The organism is Halopseudomonas aestusnigri (genome assembly GCF_002197985.1).
Lineage (GTDB): Bacteria > Pseudomonadota > Gammaproteobacteria > Pseudomonadales > Pseudomonadaceae > Halopseudomonas > Halopseudomonas aestusnigri.
On the sequence record NZ_NBYK01000006.1, the window covers coordinates 113,106 to 137,030 of the forward strand.

The following is a 23,925-nucleotide window of genomic DNA, read 5'->3' on the forward strand; positions in this document are numbered from 1 at the left end:
ATTTATCGGGGAGTCATAAAACTCGGGGGCTCCGCCCCCTCAGACAACCTATGACTCTTTTCCCGATAAATCTGCGCTACTCGCCCGCGTAAACGGGACTAGGGTCCGTGCGGCGGCCACCTTCGTTGATCTTGCCTTCAAACCCAAAAACCCCGCAGCACCATGCGGCGCTGCGGGGCTGCTCACCGCTCATTGCATTACTGAAAACGCTTGAGCTCCGCCTTGGCGATCGCGTTGCGGTGCACTTCATCCGGACCATCGGCGGTGCGCAGGTGCCGGGCGTAGACATACAGCTGTGCCAGCGGGAAGTCGGAGGAAAAACCACCGGCGCCGTGGGCCTGAATCGCCCAGTCGATCACCTGACAAGCCATGTTCGGCGCTGCCACCTTGATCATCGCAATCTGCTTGGCGGCGACCTTATTGCCAACGGTATCCATCAGGTACGCCGCGTTCATCACCAGGAAGCGCGCCTGGTCGATCATGATCCGCGACTCGGCTATGCGCTCACGCCACACGCCCTGCTCGGCCAGCGTCTTGCCGAACGCAACGCGCTTGCTCAGACGTTCACACATCAGCGCCAGCGCCCGTTCGGCCTGACCGATCACCCGCATGCAGTGGTGAATACGACCCGGGCCAAGGCGGCCCTGAGCAATCTCGAAGCCCCGGCCTTCGCCCAGCAGCATGTTGCTGGCCGGCACGCGCACGTTCTCGAAGATGATTTCCGGGTGACCATAGGGCGGGTCCATATAGCCGTAGCAGCCCATATCACGCAGCACGGTGACGCCAGGGGTGTTCATCGGCACCAGAATCATCGACTGCTGCTGGTGGCGGTTGGGGTTCTCCGGGTCGCTCTTGCCCATCACCACCATGATCTCGCAGCGCTCGTTGGCGGCGCCGGAGATATACCACTTGCGGCCGTTGATCACGTACTCGTCGCCGTCACGCTCGATGCGGGTTTCCACATTAGTGGCATCGGAGGACGCCACCAGTGGCTCGGTCATGGCAAAGGCAGAGCGGATTTCGCCGTTCAGCAGCGGGGTCAGCCAGCGTTCCTGCTGCTCTTTGGTGCCGTAGCGGGCCAGCACTTCCATGTTGCCGGTATCCGGCGCGCCGCAGTTGAACACCTCGGACGCCCACATGCCCGGCACCCGTCCCATCAGCTCGGCCAGCGGGGCGTACTCCATGTTGCTCAGGCCCGGGCCGTGCTCGGCTTCCGGCAGAAACAGGTTCCACAGACCTTCGGCGCGGGCCTTGGCCTTGAGCTCTTCCATCAGTTTGACGGTGGTGTAGGCATTACCGGCCTTCTCGTTGGCGCGGATTTCTTCTTCGTAACGCTGTTCGTTGGGGAAAATGTGCGCGTCCATAAAATCGGAAACGCGCTTTTGCAGATCCAGTGAGCGTTCGGTCTGGTGGTACATGGCGAACTCCTGAGGTGTCGATCATGCGGTTGCGATGGCAGCCGTCCTGGACACAAAATCTCAATACACATGTGTATTGTCAATTGTGTATGGAAATAGATATGACGCAGGCTTCGTCCGACTTATAATGCTCGTCCGAGACATTCACCGGAGTCATCACATGCCGACTGCCAGCAAACCCGGGCGCCGCGGTCGCCCAACCGGCCGCGCCGTGCTGACCCCACAGGACTGGTTCAACGCCGCCACCGAGGCCATCCTTGAGGGCGGCTTCGATCAATTGCGGGTACTGCCTCTGGCCAAGCGCCTGAAGGTGACCCGTGGCAGTTTCTACTGGCACTTCGAGGACCTGCCGCAGTTCATTCAGCTGTTTCTTGATCAGTGGCAAGCCCAGCGCATGAAGGGCCTGCGCTACTGGCAACCGGGGCTGGATCCGCAGTTGAGCCCCGAGCAGGAAGTTGAACGGGTACTGCTGTTGATGTTCGAGGGGCCGGCGGTCGAGTTCAAACGTATGAAGGTCGAGTTCGCCATCCGCGACTTTGCCCAGCGCGACCTTTACGCCCGCGATATTGTTGCCGCCGTGGACGAGGCCAGGGTCGAGCAGACCGCCCGCCTGCTTGCGCCGCTGGTGCCCGCTGGTACTGCCCGTGGCATGGCAATGATTCAGTACGCGACGATCCTCGGCAGCGTGCTGTTGTTCCGCGGCCAACTGGGCGGGGAACGCGCCCTGCAGACCATACGTCAGCAGTGGCAGGCGTTACTGCAGCCCGCTCAAGCCGCGGGCTTGCCCGCCGATAACCCGAATGCTGAGTGCTGATCCGGTGCGGGCTGGGCAGCCAGCACCGACGACGCTATGATAACCCTGTGCTGTCACACGCCGGATGCGGGATGACCGCGCGCTTCCTTGCGCCCCTGGGCGCACCAGGCCTGTAAGGAGCGAGCCGTGTTGACCCATTCCTGGTTCTATCAGGCAGATCTGCACCAAGGCCAGCTGCTGCATGGCCACCACCATTACGTTCTTTTGCTGGTTTCGGTGCTTGTCGCCATCGCTGCCTCATGGCTCGGCTTGCAGGTAGCCGGCCTCGCGCGGCGAGCAACCACCACCCCCACCCGCCAGGGCGCGCTGATCAGCGGAGCCATGGTACTGGGCGGCGGCATCTGGGCCATGCACTTTATCGGCATGTTGTCGTTTACCCTGCCGTTGCCTGTCCGATACGACCAGGCGACTACGCTGCTGTCGATGCTGCCGGCAATGGCTGCGTCGCTGCTGGCCCTGCATCTGCTCGCACGACCGAATCTCAACTGGCGAATCATGCTAAGTGGTGGTGTTCTGATTGGTGCCGGAATCGGCATGATGCATTACTACGGCATGACAGCCATGCGCATGGACGCCCTGTTACGGTTCGACCCGCTGTGGTTTTTCGCATCGCTGATCATCGCCGTGGCCATGGCGGTTCTGGCGCTCTGGGTACGCTTTGGTCTGGGTCATGAGAGCCGCACCCATCTGCTGATTGCCGCCATCGTCATGGGGCTGGCAATTTCATCCATGCATTATGCCGGTATGGCGGCAGCCCGCTTTGTCGGTACTGCCCAGCCGGATTTCGTGCCGCAGCTCAACGACCAGGAAAACAACGGACTGCTGATCGCCTTCGCCGTTGTCGTGTTCGGCGGTCTGGTTGGCGTAATCAACGCGATGGTGCGCTTCAGTCAGCTGTACCAGCGGGTCCAGGCCAATACCGAACGCATCCGCAGCATCGCCGATACCGCCATTGATGCCATCATTACCTGGGATACCAGCGGCATCATCGAGGAAGCCAACCATGCCGCAGAAAGCCTGTTTTGCTGGCCGCGCGATGAACTGGTCGGACAACATATCGATATCCTGCTGCCCAAGGATTCGGCGGCACAGACACACGCCTTCCTGCAGGATTTCAGCAATGCCGGACATCCCCCCCGCACCGGGATGAATCTGGAAACCTGGTGTCGCCGGCGCAATGGCACACTGTTTCCGGTCAGGGTTGCCCTGGGCCAGGCGACGCTCAAGGGTCGGAATCATTTCGTTGGATTTATCAGCGACATAACCGAGCGTCACCTGCTGGAGAAGTCGCTGCGTGAGCGCGAGGAGCAATACCGCAGCCTCATTGCCAACATCCCCGGGGTTACCTTTCGCTGCCTGCCCAGGGAAGACTGGCGCATGCTGTTCATCAGCGACGCTGTTGAACAGATGACCGGCTGGCCGGCCGAGCGTTTCCTCAGTGGAGAGCTGAGCTTCGCAGACCTGATTCATCCGGACGACAGCGACTTCACCGTCGAGCACGTCATGGGCGCTATCAGCCGACGCGAGAAACACACGCTCGAGTACCGTATTTTCCATCGCGACGGCCAACTGCGCTGGGTATGCGAATATGCCAGCGCGATTTTCGACGAACAGGGAAATGCCGAGTGGATCGACGGCGTGATCATCGATATCACCGATGCCAAACTGCGCAATGCCGAGTTCAAGGGTATCGTTCGGGCCATCAGTCAGGCTCAGGGCATGGCGGATATCGACCTCGACGGCCGGATCATCTTCTCCAACCGCCGCTTTATCGATCTGTCCGGTTACCCGGCAGAGCAGCTGGAGGGTCGGCATCTGCAGCAACTGCTGGTAAGCGGACAATTTGATCCGCAGCAGTGGCAGAAGGTACGCGAAGGCGAGTATCTGGCAGGCGAATACACCCTGAGTCATGCCAACGGCAGCAGCATCCACACCCAGATCTACTTCAACCCCATCATCGACGCCTATGGTCGCCCGGCCAAGGTGGTCATGCTGGTGACCGATCTCAGCGAGCGTCACCGCATGGAATTGGCGCTGCTCGCCGCCAAGGAGCGCGCGGAACTGGCCGCCGAGTCCAAGGGCGCCTTCCTTGCCAATATGAGCCACGAAATTCGCACCCCGATGAACGCCATTATCGGCTTCAGCGAAGTGCTGTTGAATGAGTCGCTGAGCAGCACCCAGCGCAAGTATCTGAAAACCGTAAACCAGTCTGCACGCTCACTGCTCGGGCTGCTTAACGACATTCTTGATACTGCCAAGCTGGAGAAGGGAGCGGTCCAGCTTGAAGAAAACGCCTTCTCGCTGCGCGACCTGTGCCGACAGCTGATCAATGTATTTTCGCTGGAAGCCGGTCAGAAGGGCCTGGCGCTTGAGTTCGACTATCACGCGCAACAGGAGCATTACCGTGGTGACCCCATGCGGGTGCGGCAGGTGTTGACCAATCTGCTGGGTAACGCCATCAAGTTTACCCGTCAGGGCAGCGTGCGCCTGCAGGTCGACGCTGACAGCGATGGAGTATGCCTGCGTATCAGCGATACCGGCATCGGCATTGAGCCCGAGCGTATTCAGCAAATCTTCGAACCGTTCGCGCAGGCAGACGCCTCAATGAGCCGGCGTTTCGGCGGCACCGGCCTGGGTACCACCATTGCGCGCCAGCTGGTTGAGCTGATGGGCGGCGAGATCCGGGTCAGCAGCGTGCCGGAACAGGGCTCCACGTTTGCGGTCAGGCTGCCACTGGAGCCGCTGGACGACCTCACCGCGCAGCTGGCAAATAAAACTGCCGGCAATATCGAACTGCCGCCGCTGCGCATTCTGGTCGCCGATGACGTCGCCGAAAACGTGCAACTGATGGAAGTGATGCTGCGTGCCGAGGGCCACCGGGTGTACAGCGCCGATAATGGCCTGAGTGCCTTCGAGCGCGTTGTCGACGACCGCTTTGACCTGATCCTGATGGATATGCAGATGCCCGAGGTGGATGGCCTGGAAGCTACCCGGATCATCCGCCGCTACGAGGCCAACATGGGCTATCCGCCCACCCCCATCATCGCCCTGACAGCCAGCGTGCTGGACCGGGACCGCGAGGCGGCCCGTGCCGCCGGCATGGAAGGGTTCGCCTCCAAGCCGGTTGATCGCGAGGCACTCAAGCGCGAGATTGCCCGGGTCTTGGGTCTGCAACTTGCTGATGAGGTGTCGTTGAAGCCCGCTACCGCCAGGGGGCCGCAGCTGGTTGACTGGTACGCTGGCGAGCAGCGCTGGGGCGATCGTCAGGCGCTGATTGAGGCGATCCAGCGCTTCCTGGCCGATCTGCCGGCGCGGCTCGCAGAGCTCGAACAGGCGCTGCAGCAACCGTCAGCCGAACAGGCCCGCAGCCTGGTTCATCGCATCAACGGGAGCGCCGGCAACCTGTCGCTGCAGCAGCTGCAGCAGGCCGCCGCCGAGCTCGAGAAACGTCTCACACAAACACCGACGCCTGCGCTGGCAGACGCCCTGCACGCCCTGCTGACCGCCGCGGAGCAGACCCGGGCCGCCATGCCAGAGCCTGGCCAACGCCGGCATCACAATAGCCACAGCAATCTGTCGAGAGAGCAGCGCCAGCACTTGGTCGATAATCTGATCACGGTTCTCAACCGCGGCGAGGTCAACGAACAGGCGCTGCAGCAACTGGCCGACACGCTGGAGCAGGACAAGCGCCAGGCTCTGGAGCAGGCGCTGGACAACTTTGATTTTGCGACTGCGATCTCGCTGCTGGAAGCCGAGCGCAGCCTTGCCGCTACCGAGACCGAGGGCTGAATCCGCCAATGCCATTCAAGGACAAACGCCCGGCGCTGCTGCTGGTCGACGACGAACCCGCGAACCTGCACGTGCTGAAACACATTCTGCAGGATGACTACCGACTGCTGTTTGCCCGTGACGGCCAGCGAGCACTGGAGCTGGCCGCCGCCGAACGGCCACAGCTGATTCTGCTGGATGTCATGATGCCAGGCATGACCGGCCATGAGGTCTGCGCGCAGCTGAAAAGTGATCCACACACCAGCGATATCCCGGTGATCTTCGTCACCGCCCTGTCCAGCGTAGAGGACGAGATACGCGGCTTTGAGCTGGGCGCGGTCGATTACATCAGCAAACCGGTCAGCGCCCCGATCGTCAAGGCACGGGTACGCACCCATCTGTCTCTGGTGCGCGCCGAAGTGCTGCGCCAGACCCGTCTGAATATCGTTCAGGCGCTGGGCATGGCGGCCGAATACAAGGATAACGAGACCGGCCTGCACGTCATCCGAATGAGCCACTTCTCGCGCATCATCGCGCTGGAGGCCGGCTTCAGCCCGGACGAAGCCGAAGAACTGCTGCACGCTGCGCCCATGCACGATGTCGGCAAGATCGGCATCCCGGACGCCATTTTGCAAAAGCCGGGCAAGCTCGACGAAAACGAATGGCTGATCATGCAGAAGCACCCGGAAATCGGCGCACAGATCATCGGCGAGCACAACGCCAGCATGCTGCAGATGGCTCGGCGTATTGCTCTCGGGCATCACGAAAAATGGGACGGCAGCGGCTATCCGGCCGGACTCGCCGGCGATGACATCCCCATTGAGGCGCGCATTGTTGCCATCGCCGACGTATTTGACGCACTCACCAGCGTACGCCCCTACAAAAAGGCCTGGACAGTCGAGGATGCCGTTGCGCTGATTCGCGAACAGAGCGGCAGACACTTCGATCCGCAACTGGTCGAGTGCTTTATACGGCGTCTGGACGAAATAAATCAGATCCGCGAGCGCTGGGCCGAGTAGCCGGCGACCAGCGACTGTGGAACACTGCGCACCAACGCCGGTCTGATACCGGTCCCGCTCCTGTAATGGAAATCCCAATGCTGCTGCGCTACGCCCTTTTGACGCTTGCTATTGCCCTGCCAGTCCATGCCGCGCAACCGTTGACGGTCGACTGGCTCGACCTGCTGCCCGCCGAGGACTACCAGGCGATGCTCGACATGCCCGATATCGAACACGGCTTCGGACCCGATGCCGATGGCAACTTCGACACCAGTCTGCGACAACGCGAGGGGCTCCCCGAGGTGATGTACTCGACCCGCGTTGTCGGCGAGTACGATGGCAAGGAGCTGCGCATCGGCGGCTATCCGGTCCCGCTGGAAACCGACGATCAGGGACGCTACACCAGCCTCTTTCTGGTGCCGTATGCCGGCGCCTGCATCCATGTGCCGCCACCACCGCCCAACCAGATCATCCTGGTCGAGTATCCGGATGGCGTGGTGATCGACGACATCTACCAACCCTACTGGGTACAGGGTACCCTGCGCGTCGAGCAGACCAGCAACGCGCTGGCGGATGCAAGCTATCAGCTGCAGGCCAGTCGGGTATGGCTCTACGACGGCGAGTAGATCAGCCCGCAATCGCCCACCCGGGTGGCATCACGCCATTATCAACTGCGCTAAGCTCGTATTTTTGAAACCCGCTTTCAGGAGAAAGCCCCATGCAACTGCTGATAGGTCTGATCGGCCTGTTCGTTCTGATCGCGTTCAGCCTGCGTCGCTGGCTGCTGCGCCGCGAGTCACCGCAGGTGCAGGCAGTCGATTTCGACGGTGAACTGTATCGAATCGGACAGGCCTGCGTGGCCCGCCGCGGCCCGCAGGATGCCGAACAGACCGTTCTGGTGATGCCCGGGTTTGTGGAGAATTTTCTCTACTTCACCGAGCACTATGAGAATCCATCCCTGCAATTGATCCTGCTCACCAGTGCCGACTACCATGTGCCGGTCAACCGGCCCCGCTTCAGCGAGGCCGACTGGATCAGCCAGCCGAAGGCCCGCGCCGGCACCATTGCCTACGACGCAGAGGTACTCAACCAGGCCCTGCAGCACCTGGCGACCGGCAAACAGATACGCGTGCATGGCCACTCACGCGGCGGCGCTGTAGTACTGGAGTCGGCGCGCCAGCGCCCCGACCTGTTCACGCGGGTTGAGGTCATACTGGAGGCGCCGGTACTGCCCCAGGGCAAGCCCTATCGCGATGTACCGCGATTCTTCCGCTGGTTTCTGCCCTTCTATCTGTTTGCCTGGCAACAGCAGCCCATCTCGGCCGCCAACCGCAGCCTGTTCGGCCCACTCGACGATCCGCGCAAGCGCGAGCTGATCATGGCGCTGCCATTCAACCCGAAACGCGGCAGCACCTTCGTCCACAACATTCTGGATCTGGCCAGCTGGATGCCGACCAATACCCCGGACATCTATCAGCACGTCTGCCGCGGGGCGATTCTGGTTCCCAGCGCGGATCGTATTCTGGAGCCCCGTGCGATGCTGCACAGCGCCCGCCAGGCAGAACGCCTGCAAATCATCGAAATCGAGGGCTGCAGCCACCTGATCACCGCCGATCGCCCGGACTGCATTCCCCCGCTGACGACCTTGACCCCATGAGCTGGCAGTTTGACCCGGTAGGTATCATCCACTCCTGCTTTGCAGAAAAGTTCGCCATTCCGCGCCAGCCCCTGCTGGCGCCCGCCGCAACCGCAAGCCTGGAGTTGTTGCCGCCCTACAACCAGCCGGAAGCACTCGAAGGGCTGGAGGGCGTCAGCCATCTGTGGCTGATCTTTGTCTTTCATGCGGCCGCCAGCGGCCCGCAGCACCTGCGCGTGCGGCCGCCCAGGCTGGGCGGCAATCAGCGTATCGGCGTATTTGCCAGCCGCGCTACCCATCGTCCCAACCCGATTGGCCAATCGGTGGTAAGGCTGGAAGGCATCGAGCAAAACCGCCTGCTGCTGTCCGGCGTGGATCTGCTGGACGGCACCCCGGTGCTGGATATAAAGCCCTACGTGCCCTACGCTGACTGCATTGAAGATGCCGTCAACCCGCTTGCACCAATACCGCCGCATGCCCTGCCCGTGAGCTGGAGCGATGCAGCACTGGCACAGGCACAGGCACATCAGACACGGCTGGGGCAGCCGCTGGTCGCGCTGATCGAGCAATGCCTGAGTCAGGACCCGAAGCCGGCCTACCAGCAACCCGGGCCGGAGCGCGAGTATGGCGTGACTCTCTGGGATGTGAATGTTCGCTGGCATTATCCGCAGCCCGACAGGATTCGGGTGCTTGAGGTCAGTCAGCCGCAGCGCCCCTAGGCCGAAGACCCTCGCTCATCAGTCGTCCGACGCGGCGATCCGCCTGGCATCCTGGCGACATGACGATATACTCAGCCAACGCATAAACAGGGGACGTTCGTTTCGCCATGACCCAGCTGTACTTTTCTCCAATCCTGCTGGGTATCCTCCTGTTGGTCGCCATCGCGCTCTGCGCAACCGCGCTGTACCGCATGGCGCCCGGGGAGCCTGGCCCGGGCTTCTGGATGGCCGGTAGCTGGACCCTGATCGGTGGTGTAGCGCTGTTCATCGGCTTTATCGTGACCCGCAGCCCGCTGCTTAATGTCCTTGGCAACGCTGCCCAGCTAGCCGGCGAAGCCCTGTTCCTGATTGGCATCTTCAGGTTCATGGGCCGACCTCTGCCCTGGTGGACACTACCGGTCAGCGTGGGCGCCATGGTTATTGCCAATACCCATTACTGGCTGGTGCACGGCAACTCCGACCTGCTGATGGGCATCTACTCCAGCATCGCCGGATTGCTGCCAGTGCAGGCCATCTGGCTGCTGTTCAGAGAGCGCAGCGACCCCGATACCCGACCTGCACGGCTACTGGTAGGGGCAAGCCTGTTGGTTTATTCGATCACTACGCTGCTGCGCGGCACACTCTCCTATCTCGATTGGTGGCACGACGCGCCCTATGTTCAACCCTATGCGTCCTTTACTTACCTGCTGTCGTACAACTTCGCCATTCCGGCGCTGGTGCTGGGCTTCGTCGGCTGCAGCCTGATGACCACGCAACGGGTACTCGCACGCAGCCGGCAGATGGCAGCCCAATTGAAGGAGCAGGCTACCCGTGATCCGCTGACCGGCACCCTGAACCGGCGAGCTTTCCATCAGGAACTCGTTGACGAGGTCGGTCGCAGCCAGCGGTATGGCCGCCCGCTCTGCCTGGCCATGTTTGATCTGGACCATTTCAAGCAACTGAACGACCAACTGGGCCACCTGGCTGGTGACCAGGCGTTGCAGAATTTCTGCCGCCTGTGCGAACAACAGGCACGCCGCACGGATATCTTCGCGCGTTTCGGTGGCGAGGAGTTTGTGCTGCTGATGCCCGAAACCGACGCAAAACAGGCACAGCTGCTGCTGGAACGCATTCGCCAGACCCTCGCCGAGCAGCAGTTCCATTATCTGGACCAACGCTACCAGCTGCAGGTCAGTATCGGTGTGGCCGATCTGGACACCAGCGGCAGCCCGGACCAGTTGCTGCGTCAGGCAGACCTGGCGCTATATCAGGCCAAGGCATCGGGTCGCAACCGGGTGCAGCTGTGGTCGCCACCCGCTTCCATGGCATACTGACCGGCACCACTGCCACTCGAGCCTGTCCACGTGTTTACCCTTGCTCACGCTACCCTGCTGATTGCCGGCACCTTTCTCGCCTGGTGGCTTTGGCAGGTGCTGGGCCAGCGCGATCACGCCCTTGCCCTGGTTCGCCGCCACTGCGAGCGCAACGCACTGCAACTACTCGATGACAGCGTCGCGCTCAGCGGCGTGCGGCTGTCCCGCCTGCATCGAGGCCGGTACGGGCTGGTCCGGCGTTACGCTTTCGAATTTACCGTTACCGGCGAGCACCGCTACAGTGGCTATATCGATCTGCATGGGACCCGTCAGTTGCACATCGAGCTGGCACCTCACCCGTTCCCGCATGGCAAGGACGATGAGCCAGTAACAGAAACCGCGCGCGAAAGCGCTAAAATACACAAAATCTATTAAATATAAGACGTTAAATAGTTTTTATATTTTGTTCCACGTGGAACCGGCCTTACCATGCTAAGCCAGATACCCACTCATCTGATCGCAGGTCCGCTGGGGGCTGGCAAGACCAGTCTTCTGCGGGCATTGCTGGCGCAACGTCCCGCTCAAGAGCGCTGGGCGATCCTGATCAATGAGTTTGGCCAGATCGGACTGGACCAGGCGCTGTTGAGCGCCAATGCTGATGACGGTGTCAGCCTGAGCGAAATACCCGGAGGCTGCCTGTGCTGCGTTAACGGCGTGCCGTTCCAGGTCGGACTGACGCGCCTGCTGCGCAAGGCCAGGCCTGACCGGTTATGGATTGAGTGTTCGGGCCTGGGACATCCCGTCAGCTTGCTGCAACAGCTCGCTGATGCACCCTGGCGGGGAGTGCTCGACCTGCAACCGCTGATCATGGTGTGTGAAGCATCCCAGCTGCTGGACCTGGATAGCCTGCCGCCAGTGCAGCGACAGGCACTGCCACTGACCGGGCTACTGATCGCCAACAAGATCGATGAGCTGGGTGCACAACAACAGCAGATACTCCGGACCCAATGGCCCGATGCCATGCCCTGCAGCCACGGCAAAATCGAACGCCAGCTGTTGCTCGGTGCCACAACGCCGGGGCAGCAGCCGGTACTGGCAGCGCTGCCGGCTGCTGCCGACGCGGGTATCAGCGGTCGACTCTGGCACGCGGATGATCCCTGGCAGTGCGAGAGCCAGCTCAACCAGGCACCGTACAGCGTTGGCTGGCGCATCGCGCCGCAGCAGCAATTCGAACAAGCCGCACTCAGGCGCTGGCTGGCCGAACAGAGGGTATTGCGCGCCAAGGGAGTTATCCATACCGACGCAGGGTGGTGCTCGTTCAATCAGCTTGGGCAACCTGATACAAACTGGCAGCCAAGCCCATGGCGTCGTGACAATCGGCTGGAACTGCTGTTTGCCCACAAACCTGACAACAGAGCACTGGAGCAGGGCTTGCGGGCCTGCCAGCGTAGCCAGTAAGGTGTTGGTTTTACCCGGAACCGTCATGCGCCGCGTCATCACACTGCTGCTTTGCCTGGTCAGCCCACCCTTGCTGGCCAGTGCCTGCCTGATCGAGTCGACAGACGACCAGTTGCCGGTGCGCATGTGCCAACAAAACGGGACCATTCCGCCGGCCCTGTTCGAGCAACAGTTCTGCCAACCCCGGATTCCCGGTCGCGAGTTCCGTATTCAGATGCAGGACAGTTGCCCCGGGGACGCCTACGGCGTCTGCCGTGGCGCACACACCGAGGGCGTGGCTTATCAACAGGATATCCACTATTACACTGCCCCCGATGACGCGCCGGTTTTAAAGGCCTACTGCGAGCAAATCAGCGGGGGACGCTGGGACCAGCCGTGATTCAGTTGAGCGGCGGTTCAGCAGGCAGCATCGACAGATCAAGGTTATCCCCAACCTTCAAGCCCAGGGTATCCACACTGCCGGCCGGCAGCTCGAGTACCCAGCGCAGCGGAGCCTCTGCCTGATAGATCGCACAGGGCAGATCGGCACAGGGCGGCACCCTCTCGAACAAATGCGCTATCCGGCCATCGGCAGCCACAAACACCAGATCCAGGCTGATCTGCATATTACGCATCCAGATCGCCGGACGCGTCCCGTCGGGAAAGTCGAACAGCATGCCGGTACCGGAGGGCAGGTTTTCTCGGCCCATCAGTCCCTGACGCCGGCTGTCCGGGTCGGCCACAACCTCCATCACGAAATCGGTCTCGGCCAGCCGCACCGTCAGGGCGGAACCGAGGGCTGCAAGGGGAGCCATCAGCAGGGTGCTGAAGGCCAGAGCGCAGGCAATGGGTTTCATAGGGTATCTTTCAACAGATTCTGGTAGACCATGTTGGTCAGATAGAGACGGTCCTGTTCACTGATATCGGTGAACTCGATACCGGTTGCAATCAGGCCGTCGAGCGACTCGTCAGTGCTGACCGCCCTTACCCGCGCATTCAGGGTCATATACACATCCAGCCCCGCAGGATTGATACGGAAGGACACCTTGACCGTCTCATCCTTGTTGGCCACTGCACGGGGCGAGACCAGGCGCGCACCGCCCACACTGATATCGGTCATGCGTGCCGAACCCTGGGCACCCTGCTCACGGTTGATGGCAGTCACCAGATCGACCGACACCCGGGCGGAACTGCGAATACGCATCGACTGCACGCTGTCAGGATAGGCCAGATGCAGATACGGGAAAGGAGACAGGTTCGACTTCAGCACCCGGGTCTTGTAAGCCACGGCATCCTTGCCGACAAAGCCGCGCACCAGAAGCTGCTGGCCTTCCTTGACGAACACCAGCTTGCCCTGACTGGTGGGCGCAGTAACCAGCAAGCTGACCGGTGCATGGAAGCCGATCATGCGAACCTGATAGCGCTCTGCGTTGGTAGCACTCATCGTCTGCAGCTGGACCAGATCACCCGGGGCGAGCTGAATCTGCTCCAGCCTGGATACCACCTTCTCCGGCGCAGGCCCGGCACTGTTGTCACTGTTCTGCTGTGCGTTACGGAACAGCCCGAGCTTGAGCAGTTGCTGAAGCAGCGGTTTGTTATCGACTACCTTCGAGTGCGGAAACAGCACCTTGCCATAGGAGTCGACAATGTTCCACGGCAGGGGCTTGCCAAGGGGTATTTCTTCTTCCGTCAATGGAATCAGCGACACGCACATACTCCGTAAACGCAAATCAAACGTGCCGAACAATGTAGCAGCCCCGACGTGTGGCCGCTATCTCTGACTGTCTCCAGCACCCCGACCCTGCAAATAAATGTCGTCACGCGTCAGCGGCAGGTGATGACCGCCACCAGGCAGCGGCTTGACCGCCAGAATCTGGTGAATGTTCATCCAGTTGCGTGAAAATCCGTAGGCACAGCCAGCCAGGTAAACACGCCAGATGCGCAACGCGCGCTCATCCACCAGCGCCGCTGCCGCGTCCCTGTTTGCCTCGAGATTCCGGCTCCAGTGCTCCAAGGTAAGCGCATAATGCATGCGCAGGCTCTCAACATCGACCACCTCAAGCCCCTGATCACTCATCGCTTTAACAGCGGTGGCAAGGTGCGGCAGTTCACCATGGGGAAACACATAGCGGGCTATAAAGGCACCCGCACCATGGCCAACCGGCCGGCCATCGGTATGCCGCGCGGTGATGCCGTGGTTCATGACCAGGCCACCCGGTTTGACCTGTTGGTGCAGTATCTGAAAGTACGCCGGCAGATTGGCATGCCCCACATGCTCGAACATGCCGACACTGACGACCTTGTCGTAGTTCTCCTTGCCCGTCAGATCGCGATAGTCGCGCAGCTCCAATTGAATACGGTCGCCCAGCCCCTGGGCTGCTACCCGCTCGCGGGCGAGTTTCAGTTGCTGCCTGCTGAGGGTAATGCCGTGTACCTGAACCCCGTATTCTTTCGCCGCGTGACGGGCCAGCCCTCCCCAACCGCAGCCAACATCCAGCAGCCGTTGGCCGCTGCGCAGGCGGAGCTTGCGACAGAGATGGTCCAGCTTCTGCACCTGAGCCTTGGCCAGGGTATCGTCCGGATGGCGAAAGTAGCCGCAGGAATAGACCATCTCGGGGTCCAGCCAGAGCGCGTAAAAGTCATTCGACAGGTCGTAGTGATAGGCGATAGCCTCGGCATCGGTCTGCCGGTCGTGGGGATCGTGCGGCGGTGGGCCCTCATCCTCATCCCGCACCAGCGCCTGGCTCAGCCTGTCAGCAACACCGATGGCATCCAGAACGCTGCCACGAATATCCATGCGCTGCTGAATGAAGGCTTCACCGAGTCGGTCCAGACTCGGTGTCTGCAACTCTTCCAGCAAGGCGGGATCGTGAATCTGCAGTTCGACCCGGGGCGAGGGCCCCAGATCCACACTGCCGCCGCCGGGCAGGGTGAGGCGCAGCGGAAGCTTGAGTGCACCCAACGATGCGGCCAGTTGCGCGAGCATACGGACATCTCCCGAGGTAAAGCAAAACTCCCTTCACTATAGAACACCGGAGGAAGCATGCTTCGCGCTGCGGATAACCGCCCGAAAGCAATTGCCAACCGCGTCTCACTGTTTTGACGGTCGCTTCCAGCCTTCGATGTTGCGCTGACGTGCACGACTGACGCCCAGACTGTCGGCCGGAACATCCGCAGTAATGGTTGACCCTGCAGCGGTGGTTGCCCGAGCGCCGACGGTGACCGGGGCAACCAGCGCCGTATTGGTACCGATAAAGGCGCCCTCTTCAATCGTGGTCAGATGCTTGTTGACGCCATCGTAATTGCAGGTGATGGTGCCAGCGCCGATGTTCACTCCAGGGCCGACCTCCGCATCGCCGATATACGACAGGTGATTGACCTTGGAGCCTGCACCGATGTTGGCTTTCTTGGTTTCCACAAAGTTGCCGATCCTGGCGCCGCGCTGCAGGTTGGTGCCGGGACGCAGCCGAGCGTACGGGCCCACATCACAGTCTGCCGCCAGCACAGCGTCTTCGATATGGCTGAACGCCTTGATATGGCTTCCTGCGCCAATCCGGCAGTTGCGCAGCACGCAGTTGGCGTCAATGATGACGTCGTCCTCAATGACAACGGTCCCTTCCAATACCACATTGACGTCGATGCTGATGTCTCGGCCAACGGTTACCTCACCCCGCACATCGATGCGCAACGGATCGGCCAGCGTTACGCCTTCTGTCATCAGTCGCTCAGCCTGGCGGCGGCGGTACTCGGCTTCCAGCACCGCCAACTGCACGCGGTTGTTGGCGCCCAGCACTTCCGGTTCATCTTCCGGTTGGGCCACTTCAACCTGCACCTGCTCTGCCACCGCCATGGCGACAACGTCAGTCAGGTAGTACTCGCCCTGTGCATTCTGGTTGGACAGGCTGTTTAGCCAGCGGGCCGCCTGGCTGCCGGGTAGCGCCATGATGCCGGTGTTGCCTTCGGTGATCAGCAACTGCTCGGCCGAGGCGTCCTTCTGCTCGACGATGGCCTGCACCTGACCCGATGCATCACGGACGATACGACCATACCCCGTTGGATCGACCATATTGACCGTCAGCATGCCCAGCGCCTGTGTACCCGCCTGTTTGCTCAGCTTCTGCAGCGTCTCGGCGCGCAGCAACGGCACATCTCCATACAGCACCAGAATCTGGTCTGCATCTACAATGGCCGGCAGCGCCTGGGCAACGGCGTGGCCGGTACCCAACTGCTCGGACTGCAGCACCCAGTTCAGGTCATCAGCATCCAGGCGTTCACGCACCAGTTCGGCACCGTGCCCGATAACAACATGAATCTTCGTCGGCTTCAGGGTTCTCGCGCAGTCAATCACATGCCCCAGCATGGGTTTTCCGGCGACCGGATGCAGCACCTTCGGCAGTTTGGAACGCATGCGGGTGCCCTGACCGGCGGCGAGAATAACGACGTGAAGATTCATCTGGGAAACATCCTGTGAAAAATGGCAGTGCGCGCATTCTAGCAAAGCCGAGCGGCGCAAGCCGCACGCTGCAAAGGGTCATCGCGCCAGCCTGCAACTAATCCCCTGATAGCCGTTGCAGCTGTCGAGACGCAAAAAAAAACCGCCCGGCTTGGCGCCGTGCGGTCTTTTCTGCAGCTTGCGGCTTGAAGCTTGCCGCCAGCCTTACCGGTTGTTGAGCGCCGGTCCGCCGTACTTCTTGCGAAGTTCCTGCACTGTCCGCAATTGGGCCGCGGCCTCGGCAAGACGGGCAGAAGCCGAACCGTAGTCGAATTCTGCGCCTTTCTCGCTGAGGGCGAGTTCTGCGGCTTTCTTTGCTTCCAGAGCGGCTGCCTCGTCGATGTCACCAGCACGGATTGCCGTGTCAGCGAGCACCTTGACCACTTTCGGCTGAACTTCCAGGAAACCACCGGAGATGTAAAACACCTCTTCTGTGCCATCCTGCTTGATCACCCGAATGGGGCCCGGCTTGAGGTCGGTCAGCAGCGGTGCGTGGCCGGGCATGATGCCCAGGTCACCCAGGTTACCGTGTGCAATGACACTCTCTACCAGGCCCGAGAACAGCTCTTCTTCCGCGCTTACGATATCGCAGTGCACTGTCATAGCCATTGTATCGCCTCGGTCTTGCGCCCCCTTTCGGGGGCACACCCATTACAGTTTCTTCGCTTTCTCGATCGCTTCGTCGATGGTACCAACCATGTAGAAGGCCTGCTCGGGCAGGTGATCGAATTCGCCTTTGAGGATGCCACCGAATGCACGGATCGTCTCTTTCAGCGGAACGTACTTGCCGGGCGCACCGGTAAATACTTCAGCAACGAAGAACGGCTGGGACAGGAAGCGCTGGATCTTACGAGCGCGCGCTACCAGTTGCTTGTCTTCTTCAGACAGCTCGTCCATGCCGAGAATCGCGATGATGTCCTTCAGCTCCTTGTAGCGCTGCAGAACATACTGAACGCCACGAGCAACGTCGTAGTGTTCCTGACCGATTACCAGCGGATCCAGCTGACGGGAGGTGGAATCCAGCGGGTCAACGGCCGGGTAGATACCCAGAGACGCGATGTCACGGGACAGTACGACGGTCGCGTCAAGGTGCGCGAAGGTCGTTGCCGGAGACGGGTCAGTCAGGTCGTCCGCGGGAACGTATACGGCCTGAATGGAGGTAATGGAACCGGTCTTGGTGGAGGTAATACGCTCCTGCAGAACGCCCATCTCTTCAGCCAGAGTCGGCTGGTAACCTACCGCGGACGGCATACGACCCAGCAGAGCGGATACTTCGGTACCGGCCAGGGTGTAACGGTAGATGTTGTCGATGAACAGCAGAACGTCACGACCCTCATCACGGAACTTCTCGGCCATGGTCAGACCGGTCAGTGCAACGCGCAGACGGTTACCCGGCGGCTCGTTCATCTGGCCGTATACCAGGGCTACCTTGTCCAGTACGTTGGAGTCCTTCATCTCGTGATAGAAGTCGTTACCTTCACGAGTACGCTCACCCACACCGGCGAATACAGAGTAACCGCTGTGCTCGATCGCGATGTTACGGATCAGCTCCATCATGTTTACGGTCTTGCCGACACCGGCGCCACCGAACAGACCAACCTTACCGCCCTTGGCAAACGGGCAAACCAGGTCGATAACCTTGATGCCGGTTTCCAGCAGCTCGTTGGAGCCAGCTTGCTCGTCGTAGCTGGGAGCAGCGCGGTGAATACCCCAACGCTCTTCTTCACCGATCGGACCAGCTTCGTCGATCGGGTTGCCCAGTACGTCCATGATGCGGCCCAGGGTCTTGACCCCGACCGGTACGGAGATGTTGGCACCGGTGTTGGCAACGGTCAGACCGCGCTTGACACCTTCAGTGGTACCCATGGCGATGGTACGTACAATGCCATCACCCAGCTGCTGCTGAACTTCAAGGGTCAGGCCCTTGTCGGTTACTTGCAGCGCGTCATACACCTTCGGCACGTCTTCGCGCGGGAATTCCACGTCGATGACGGCGCCGATGATTTGAACGATACGTCCGCTACTCATTTGTTGGTTCCTCTAAATGGTTGAAACCGTTACCGTTAAACCGCGGCGGCGCCGCCGACGATTTCCGAAATTTCCTGAGTGATCGCTGCCTGACGAGCCTTGTTGTAGATAAGCTGCAGGTTGCTGATAAGGTCACCAGCGTTGTCAGTCGCGTTCTTCATCGCGATCATCCGTGCAGCCTGCTCACAGGCATTGTTCTCGACCACCGCCTGATAGACCTGGGACTCGATGTAACGAACCAGCAGTCCATCCAGCAGCTGCCGTGCGTCGGGCTCGTACAGGTAGTCCCAGCTGCCTTTCTGCGCGCCTTCCTCTTCGGAAGCGACCAGCGGGATCATCTGATCCACCTTGGGCTGCTGAACCATCGTGTTGACGAAGCCGTTGCTGACCAGGTACAGACGGTCGATGCGACCTTCGTTGTAGCCATCCAGCATCACCTTGACGCTACCGATCAGATCGTTCAACGCAGGCTGTTCGCCCAGGTTGCTGATCGCTGCGACAACGTTTCCGCCGTAGCTGCGAAAGAAGGAAGCGCCCTTGCTACCGATCACACAGAGCTCGGTTTCAACGTTGCGGTCACGCCACTCTTTCATGCTGTTGACCAGGGCCTTGAACAGGTTAGTGTTCAGACCACCGCAGAGACCACGATCCGAGCTGACCACGATGTAACCCACCCGCTTGACTTCACGCTCTTGCATGAACGGATGGCGATACTCGGGGTTGGCGTTGGCCAGATGACCAATCACCTGCTGGATACGCTCAGCGTAGGGACGGCTTGCAGCCATGCGCTGTTGTGCTCTGCGCATCTTGCTGACCGCCACCTTTTCCATGGCGCTGGTGATCTTCTGCGTACTTTTAATACTCGCGATCTTACCGCGAATCTCTTTTGCGCCTGCCATGTCACACCCTTTCAGGTTTGCCCTTGGCCGGGTCGCACGATGCGGGGCTCAGCTCATGCTGCGCCCCGCTGTCGGCTTACCAGCTCTGGGTTGCCTTGAACTTCTCGATGCCGGCCTTGATGGCAGCTTCGATCTCGTCGTTGTAATCGCCCTTCTCGTTGATCTTGGCAAGCAGGTCTGCGTGCTCGGACTTGAAGTAGGCGATCATGGCTTTCTCGAAAGCACCGACCTTGTTCTGCTCGACATCGGTCAGGAAGCCTTTCTCGGCAGCAAACAGGCTGACACCCATCTCGGCGACGGACATCGGAGCATACTGGTCCTGCTTCATCAGCTCGGTAACGCGCTGACCATGCTCCAGCTGCTTGCGGGTGGCTTCGTCCAGGTCAGATGCAAACTGGGCGAATGCTGCCAGTTCACGATACTGAGCCAGAGCGGTACGGATACCACCAGAGAGTTTCTTGATGATCTTGGTCTGAGCCGCGCCACCTACACGGGATACCGATACACCGGCGTTAACGGCCGGACGGATACCCGAGTTGAACAGGTTGGATTCCAGGAAGATCTGACCGTCGGTGATGGAGATCACGTTGGTCGGTACGAACGCAGAAACGTCACCAGCCTGGGTTTCGATGATCGGCAGAGCGGTCAGCGAGCCAGTCTTGCCAGTTACGGCACCGTTGGTGAACTTCTCGACGTACTCTTCGGAAACACGGGAAGCGCGCTCCAGCAGACGGCTGTGGAGATAGAACACGTCGCCAGGATAGGCTTCACGTCCCGGAGGACGACGCAGCAGCAGGGAGATCTGACGGTAGGCAACAGCTTGCTTGGACAGGTCATCATAGATGATCAGAGCGTCTTCGCCGCGGTCGCGGAAGTATTCACCCATGGTGCAGCCGGCGTAGGGCGCCAGGAACTGCAGGGCAGCCGGGTCGGAAGCGGAAGCGGCGACGATGACGGTGTGAGCCATTGCATCGTGCTCTTCCAGCTTGCGTACCACGTTGGCGATGGTCGACTGCTTCTGACCTACTGCCACGTAGATACACTTAACGCCAGAACCTTTCTGGTTGATGATCGCATCGATCGCCATAGCGGTCTTACCGGTCTGACGGTCACCGATGATCAGCTCACGCTGACCGCGACCTACCGGAACCATCGCGTCGACGGCCTTGTAGCCAGTCTGGATGGGCTGGTCGACCGACTTACGCCAGATAACGCCAGGAGCAACCTTTTCAACCGCGTCGGTGTGCTTGGCGTTGATGTCGCCCTTGCCATCGATCGGGTGGCCCAGTGCGTTGACTACGCGACCCAGCAGTTCCGGACCAACCGGTACTTCCAGGATGCGGCCGGTGCACTTGACGGTCATGCCTTCGGCCAGACCCAGGTAGTCACCCAGAATTACAGCACCAACGGAGTCCTGCTCCAGGTTGAGTGCCATACCAAATACGCCTTCGGGAAACTCGAGCATTTCCCCGTACATTACATCGGCGAGACCGTGAATCCGCACAATACCGTCAGATACGGAAAGAATCGTACCTTCGTTACGTGCCTGAGAAGCGATATCGAGCTGCTCGATCCGCTTCTTGATGATGTCACTGATCTCTGATGGATTCAGTTGTTGCATGCCTTTATCCTCAAAACCTTATGCTGAAATCAGGAGCCCAACGACTCGGCCAGTTTGGTCAGTTTTCCGCGCACGGAGGCGTCGATGACCAAGTCGCCGGTGCGAACAACCAGTCCACCAATCAGTGACTTGTCCACAGCCGCTTCGATCTGCACATTGCGATCGAGCTTGCGGGACAGCGCCTCGGACAGCTTCTGCTGCTGCTCTGCAGTCAGCTCGAAAGCCGAGCAGACATTGATGTCGATGGTACGCTCAAGATCAGCTCGGAAGCTGTTAAATAGCGTCGCGATCTCGGGAAGCAGGGCAAGCCTGCGATTATCGGCGAGGATCGTCAGAAAGTTGCGTTGCTCTTCGCTCACCGATTTCCCGGTGCAGTCGAGGATGACGTCGGCTTTCTTCTGTTCCGCCAGACCCGGATCGGTCAGCAGCTGGCGAGTTGCCTCGTCTGCGGCCACCTGGCCAGCAGCGTTCAGCATCTCGGCCCATTCGGCCAGGGCCTGTTGGGCTTTTGCCCGCTCAAATGCCGCTTTGGCGTAGGGGCGGGCCAGCGTAATCAGTTCTGCCATGATGACCTCGCTTAGAGTTCGGCTACCAGCTTGTTCAGCATGTCACCGTGCTTGTCAGCGTCGACAGAAGTTTCCAGAATCTTCTCGGCGCCGGCGACTGCGATGGCAGCAATCTCGGCACGCAGAGCGTCTCTGGCCTTGATGCGCTGCTGTTCGATTTCCGCCTGGGCCTGAGCCAGGATCTTCTCACCTTCCTTGCGAGCATCCTCTTTGGAGGCTTCAACAATCTGGTTGGCGCGCTTGTTAGCTTGCTCAATCAGAGCTGCTGCCTGCTCTTTGGCCTGACGCAGTTCCTGGGCCGACTTTTCTTGAGTCAGTTCCAGGTCCTTGGCGGCGCGATCAGAGGCTGCAAGGCCGTCTGCGATCTTCTTCTGGCGCTCCTGCAGAGCAGCAATGACCGGAGGCCATACATACTTCATGCAGAACACCACGAAGATGAAGAACGCGATCGCTTGACCGGCTATCGTCAAATTGATGTTCACGTCTTCACCTCTTGCCTGTCGTATTCATTACCTTCAAGTTGAAGTCGCCGTTGCCGGCGACTGCATTACGCAACTTGGGCAAGGAAGGGGTTGGCAAAGGTGAAGAACAGAGCGATACCAACACCGATCATGGTTACGGCGTCGAGCAGACCGGCGACGATGAACATTTTAACCTGCAGAGCGGGGATCATTTCCGGCTGACGCGCAGCGCCTTCCAGGAATTTGCCACCCAGGATACCAAAGCCGATAGCGGTACCCAGTGCGCCCAGGCCAATCAGCAGTGCTACGGCAATCGCGGTCATTCCAACTACAGTTTCCATTTAAAGCTCCCAGTTTTCAGTTAATTGCAAGTTATGGGTTTTCGGGTAGAACTAAATCGTTATCGCCTGAATCAGTGACTGTCTTCGTGCGCCATGCTGAGGTACACGATGGTCAGCATCATGAAGATGAATGCCTGCAGCGTGATGATCAGAATGTGGAAGATAGCCCACGGCACGGACAGAGCCCACTGAGCCCAGAAGGGCAGCAGAGCGATCAGGATGAAGATCAGCTCGCCGGCGTACAGGTTACCGAACAGACGCAGGGCGAGAGAGACCGGCTTGGCCAGCAGGCTGACGCCTTCGAGCAGCAGGTTGACCGGAATCAGCAGGATCTTCAGGAAGATGTTGCTGGAGGAGAAGGGATGCAGGGTCAGCTCACCGAGGAAGCCACCAACACCCTTGACCTTGACACTGTAGAAGATGATCAGCGCGAATACCGACAGGGACATGCCCAGGGTAGCGTTGACGTCGGTGGTCGGGACGACCTTCATGTATTCGACGCCGGCCATGTGGAACAGTTGCGGCAGGAAGTCGACGGGGATCAGGTCCATGAAGTTCATCAGGAAGACCCAGCAGAAGATGGTCAGCGCCAGCGGTGCAATGACCTTGTTGCGGCCGTGGAAGGTTTCCTTGACGCTCTGATCAACGAACTCGACCATCAGCTCAACGAAGTTCTGCAGGCCACCGGGGACGCCGGACGTGGCCTTCTTGGCCGCCATGCGGAACAGGAACAGGAACAGCGCACCGAGGAAAATGGACCAGCCCATGGTATCAACGTGAATAGCCATGAAGCCCATGTCGGACGCTTCCTGAGCGCCATGAGCCATGGTCCAGGTGTCCTGGGTCAGAACGGTACCATCGGTACGTTCGTAACCGGCCGGGAGTTTCCCGTAGGTCAGGTTCTGAAGGTGGTGCTTGATGTAATCTGATGCGGTAGCGCCTGCCATAACGTTCTCTCAGGTCCTTTAGCTATGCTGCGTTTTTCCACCCATTACTGCAGGTGTTAGCCAGTTCGTGACCAGCATGATCGCAAATGTAAGAAACAGTGCCGATTCGTCTATCGGCTTAATACTTTTGAACGCTATCGCAAAGAGGACAGCGCAAAGGATGAGCTTGCCGGCCTCACCCTTGTAAAAAGAACCCATGATCTGCTTCGCAGCCCGCGCACCGGTGTAACGGAACGCCTTGATCGCGAAATACACATTGGGCAGGAGGAAGATGAAGCCTCCTGCCAGGGCGGAATACGCCGCCACAGGGCTTTTAATCCAGAAAAGCGCCCCCATCAAAAACACGACGACAGCCTGGAACGCGAACCACTTGATCAGCGGGGGACGACGAATGGCATTGGTCTTCACAGTCGTCATCAGTACTCGGTACCCCTGCGGGTGGTGCATGCGTGAATAAATTGCCGGGCTGCCCTCAAAGCGCCGTGATT

24 protein-coding genes are annotated in these 23,925 nt (G+C 60.1%); 10 read left to right on the forward strand and 14 right to left on the reverse strand.

Translation table 11 applies throughout. The features are described 5' to 3' along the window. Positions 1-197: 197 nt before the first annotated feature. Positions 198-1,418, reverse strand: coding sequence for an acyl-CoA dehydrogenase family protein (locus B7O88_RS10675; protein ID WP_088275860.1), 1,221 nt, complete (start codon positions 1,416-1,418; stop codon positions 198-200). Between the two features lie 160 nt (positions 1,419-1,578). On the opposite strand from B7O88_RS10675, the gene B7O88_RS10680 reads away from it, so the two are divergent. The 10 genes from B7O88_RS10680 (at position 1,579) to B7O88_RS10725 (ending at position 12,482) form a co-directional block, all read left to right on the forward strand. After that, the gene (locus B7O88_RS10680) at positions 1,579-2,232 is read left to right on the forward strand and encodes a TetR/AcrR family transcriptional regulator (RefSeq protein ID WP_160003175.1); all 654 of its coding nucleotides are present in this window, start codon (positions 1,579-1,581) and stop codon (positions 2,230-2,232) included. A gap of 126 nt (positions 2,233-2,358) precedes the next feature. Next, positions 2,359-6,021 carry a PAS domain S-box protein gene (locus B7O88_RS10685; protein ID WP_088275862.1) on the forward strand — a complete coding sequence of 1,221 codons (3,663 nt, stop codon included), beginning with the start codon at positions 2,359-2,361 and terminating at the stop codon, positions 6,019-6,021. 8 nt (positions 6,022-6,029) lie between these two features. Then, the gene (locus B7O88_RS10690; RefSeq protein WP_088275863.1) at positions 6,030-7,019 is read left to right on the forward strand and encodes a response regulator; all 990 of its coding nucleotides are present in this window, start codon (positions 6,030-6,032) and stop codon (positions 7,017-7,019) included. Positions 7,020-7,099: 80 nt separating this feature from the next. Continuing rightward, a complete protein-coding gene (locus B7O88_RS10695; RefSeq protein WP_373315121.1) occupies positions 7,100-7,624 on the forward strand; it encodes a DUF3299 domain-containing protein in 525 nt (174 codons plus the stop codon). A 92-nt stretch (positions 7,625-7,716) separates the two neighbouring features. Continuing rightward, positions 7,717-8,655, forward strand: a complete 939-nt coding sequence (locus B7O88_RS10700) for an alpha/beta hydrolase (protein ID WP_088275865.1) — start codon at positions 7,717-7,719, stop codon at positions 8,653-8,655. Continuing rightward, a complete protein-coding gene (gene tsaA, locus B7O88_RS10705) occupies positions 8,652-9,353 on the forward strand; it encodes a tRNA (N6-threonylcarbamoyladenosine(37)-N6)-methyltransferase TrmO (protein WP_088275867.1) in 702 nt (233 codons plus the stop codon). The genes B7O88_RS10700 and tsaA overlap by 4 nt, the downstream gene beginning before the upstream one ends. 107 nt (positions 9,354-9,460) lie before the next feature. Beyond that, positions 9,461-10,666: a diguanylate cyclase gene (locus B7O88_RS10710; RefSeq protein WP_088275868.1), complete on the forward strand. Its 1,206-nt coding sequence runs from the start codon at positions 9,461-9,463 to the stop codon at positions 10,664-10,666. Between the two features lie 30 nt (positions 10,667-10,696). Then, positions 10,697-11,080 (forward strand): DUF3301 domain-containing protein, encoded by a 384-nt coding sequence (locus B7O88_RS10715; RefSeq protein ID WP_160003174.1) that lies wholly within the window; start codon positions 10,697-10,699, stop codon positions 11,078-11,080. 54 nt (positions 11,081-11,134) lie between these two features. After that, the gene (locus B7O88_RS10720) at positions 11,135-12,103 is read left to right on the forward strand and encodes a CobW family GTP-binding protein (protein ID WP_088275870.1); all 969 of its coding nucleotides are present in this window, start codon (positions 11,135-11,137) and stop codon (positions 12,101-12,103) included. Between the two features lie 25 nt (positions 12,104-12,128). Continuing rightward, a complete protein-coding gene (locus B7O88_RS10725; protein WP_088275871.1) occupies positions 12,129-12,482 on the forward strand; it encodes an NADH:ubiquinone oxidoreductase in 354 nt (117 codons plus the stop codon). A 1-nt stretch (position 12,483) separates the two neighbouring features. Here B7O88_RS10725 and B7O88_RS10730 read toward each other — a convergent pair whose 3' ends face one another. From B7O88_RS10730 to B7O88_RS10790, 13 genes are all read right to left on the reverse strand, one after another. Continuing rightward, a complete protein-coding gene (locus B7O88_RS10730; protein ID WP_088275872.1) occupies positions 12,484-12,939 on the reverse strand; it encodes a DUF192 domain-containing protein in 456 nt (151 codons plus the stop codon). Further along, positions 12,936-13,790, reverse strand: coding sequence for a flagellar brake protein (locus tag B7O88_RS10735; RefSeq protein WP_160003173.1), 855 nt, complete (start codon positions 13,788-13,790; stop codon positions 12,936-12,938). The genes B7O88_RS10730 and B7O88_RS10735 overlap by 4 nt, the downstream gene beginning before the upstream one ends. 63 nt (positions 13,791-13,853) lie before the next feature. After that, complete coding sequence (gene cfaB, locus B7O88_RS10740; RefSeq protein WP_088275875.1) at positions 13,854-15,068, reverse strand: C17 cyclopropane fatty acid synthase CfaB; 1,215 nt, start codon at positions 15,066-15,068, stop codon at positions 13,854-13,856. 105 nt (positions 15,069-15,173) lie between these two features. Beyond that, entirely contained in the window at positions 15,174-16,535 is a 1,362-nt protein-coding gene (glmU, locus tag B7O88_RS10745) for a bifunctional UDP-N-acetylglucosamine diphosphorylase/glucosamine-1-phosphate N-acetyltransferase GlmU (RefSeq protein WP_088275876.1), read from the reverse strand. A gap of 204 nt (positions 16,536-16,739) precedes the next feature. Next, positions 16,740-17,183: a F0F1 ATP synthase subunit epsilon gene (locus B7O88_RS10750; RefSeq protein WP_088275877.1), complete on the reverse strand. Its 444-nt coding sequence runs from the start codon at positions 17,181-17,183 to the stop codon at positions 16,740-16,742. Positions 17,184-17,225: 42 nt separating this feature from the next. Beyond that, positions 17,226-18,602 carry a F0F1 ATP synthase subunit beta gene (gene atpD / locus B7O88_RS10755; protein WP_088275878.1) on the reverse strand — a complete coding sequence of 459 codons (1,377 nt, stop codon included), beginning with the start codon at positions 18,600-18,602 and terminating at the stop codon, positions 17,226-17,228. A gap of 35 nt (positions 18,603-18,637) precedes the next feature. Then, positions 18,638-19,501, reverse strand: coding sequence for a F0F1 ATP synthase subunit gamma (gene atpG / locus B7O88_RS10760; protein ID WP_088275879.1), 864 nt, complete (start codon positions 19,499-19,501; stop codon positions 18,638-18,640). Positions 19,502-19,577: 76 nt separating this feature from the next. Then, positions 19,578-21,122, reverse strand: coding sequence for a F0F1 ATP synthase subunit alpha (atpA, locus tag B7O88_RS10765; protein ID WP_088275880.1), 1,545 nt, complete (start codon positions 21,120-21,122; stop codon positions 19,578-19,580). Between the two features lie 29 nt (positions 21,123-21,151). After that, positions 21,152-21,688 (reverse strand): F0F1 ATP synthase subunit delta, encoded by a 537-nt coding sequence (locus tag B7O88_RS10770; RefSeq protein ID WP_088275882.1) that lies wholly within the window; start codon positions 21,686-21,688, stop codon positions 21,152-21,154. Between the two features lie 11 nt (positions 21,689-21,699). Next, positions 21,700-22,170: a F0F1 ATP synthase subunit B gene (locus B7O88_RS10775; protein WP_088275883.1), complete on the reverse strand. Its 471-nt coding sequence runs from the start codon at positions 22,168-22,170 to the stop codon at positions 21,700-21,702. A 65-nt stretch (positions 22,171-22,235) separates the two neighbouring features. Beyond that, positions 22,236-22,490, reverse strand: a complete 255-nt coding sequence (gene atpE, locus B7O88_RS10780; RefSeq protein ID WP_088275884.1) for a F0F1 ATP synthase subunit C — start codon at positions 22,488-22,490, stop codon at positions 22,236-22,238. Positions 22,491-22,561: 71 nt separating this feature from the next. Continuing rightward, a complete protein-coding gene (gene atpB, locus B7O88_RS10785; RefSeq protein ID WP_088275885.1) occupies positions 22,562-23,437 on the reverse strand; it encodes a F0F1 ATP synthase subunit A in 876 nt (291 codons plus the stop codon). An 18-nt stretch (positions 23,438-23,455) separates the two neighbouring features. Continuing rightward, positions 23,456-23,854 carry a F0F1 ATP synthase subunit I gene (locus B7O88_RS10790; RefSeq protein ID WP_088275955.1) on the reverse strand — a complete coding sequence of 133 codons (399 nt, stop codon included), beginning with the start codon at positions 23,852-23,854 and terminating at the stop codon, positions 23,456-23,458. Between the last annotated feature and the right edge of the window lie 71 nt (positions 23,855-23,925).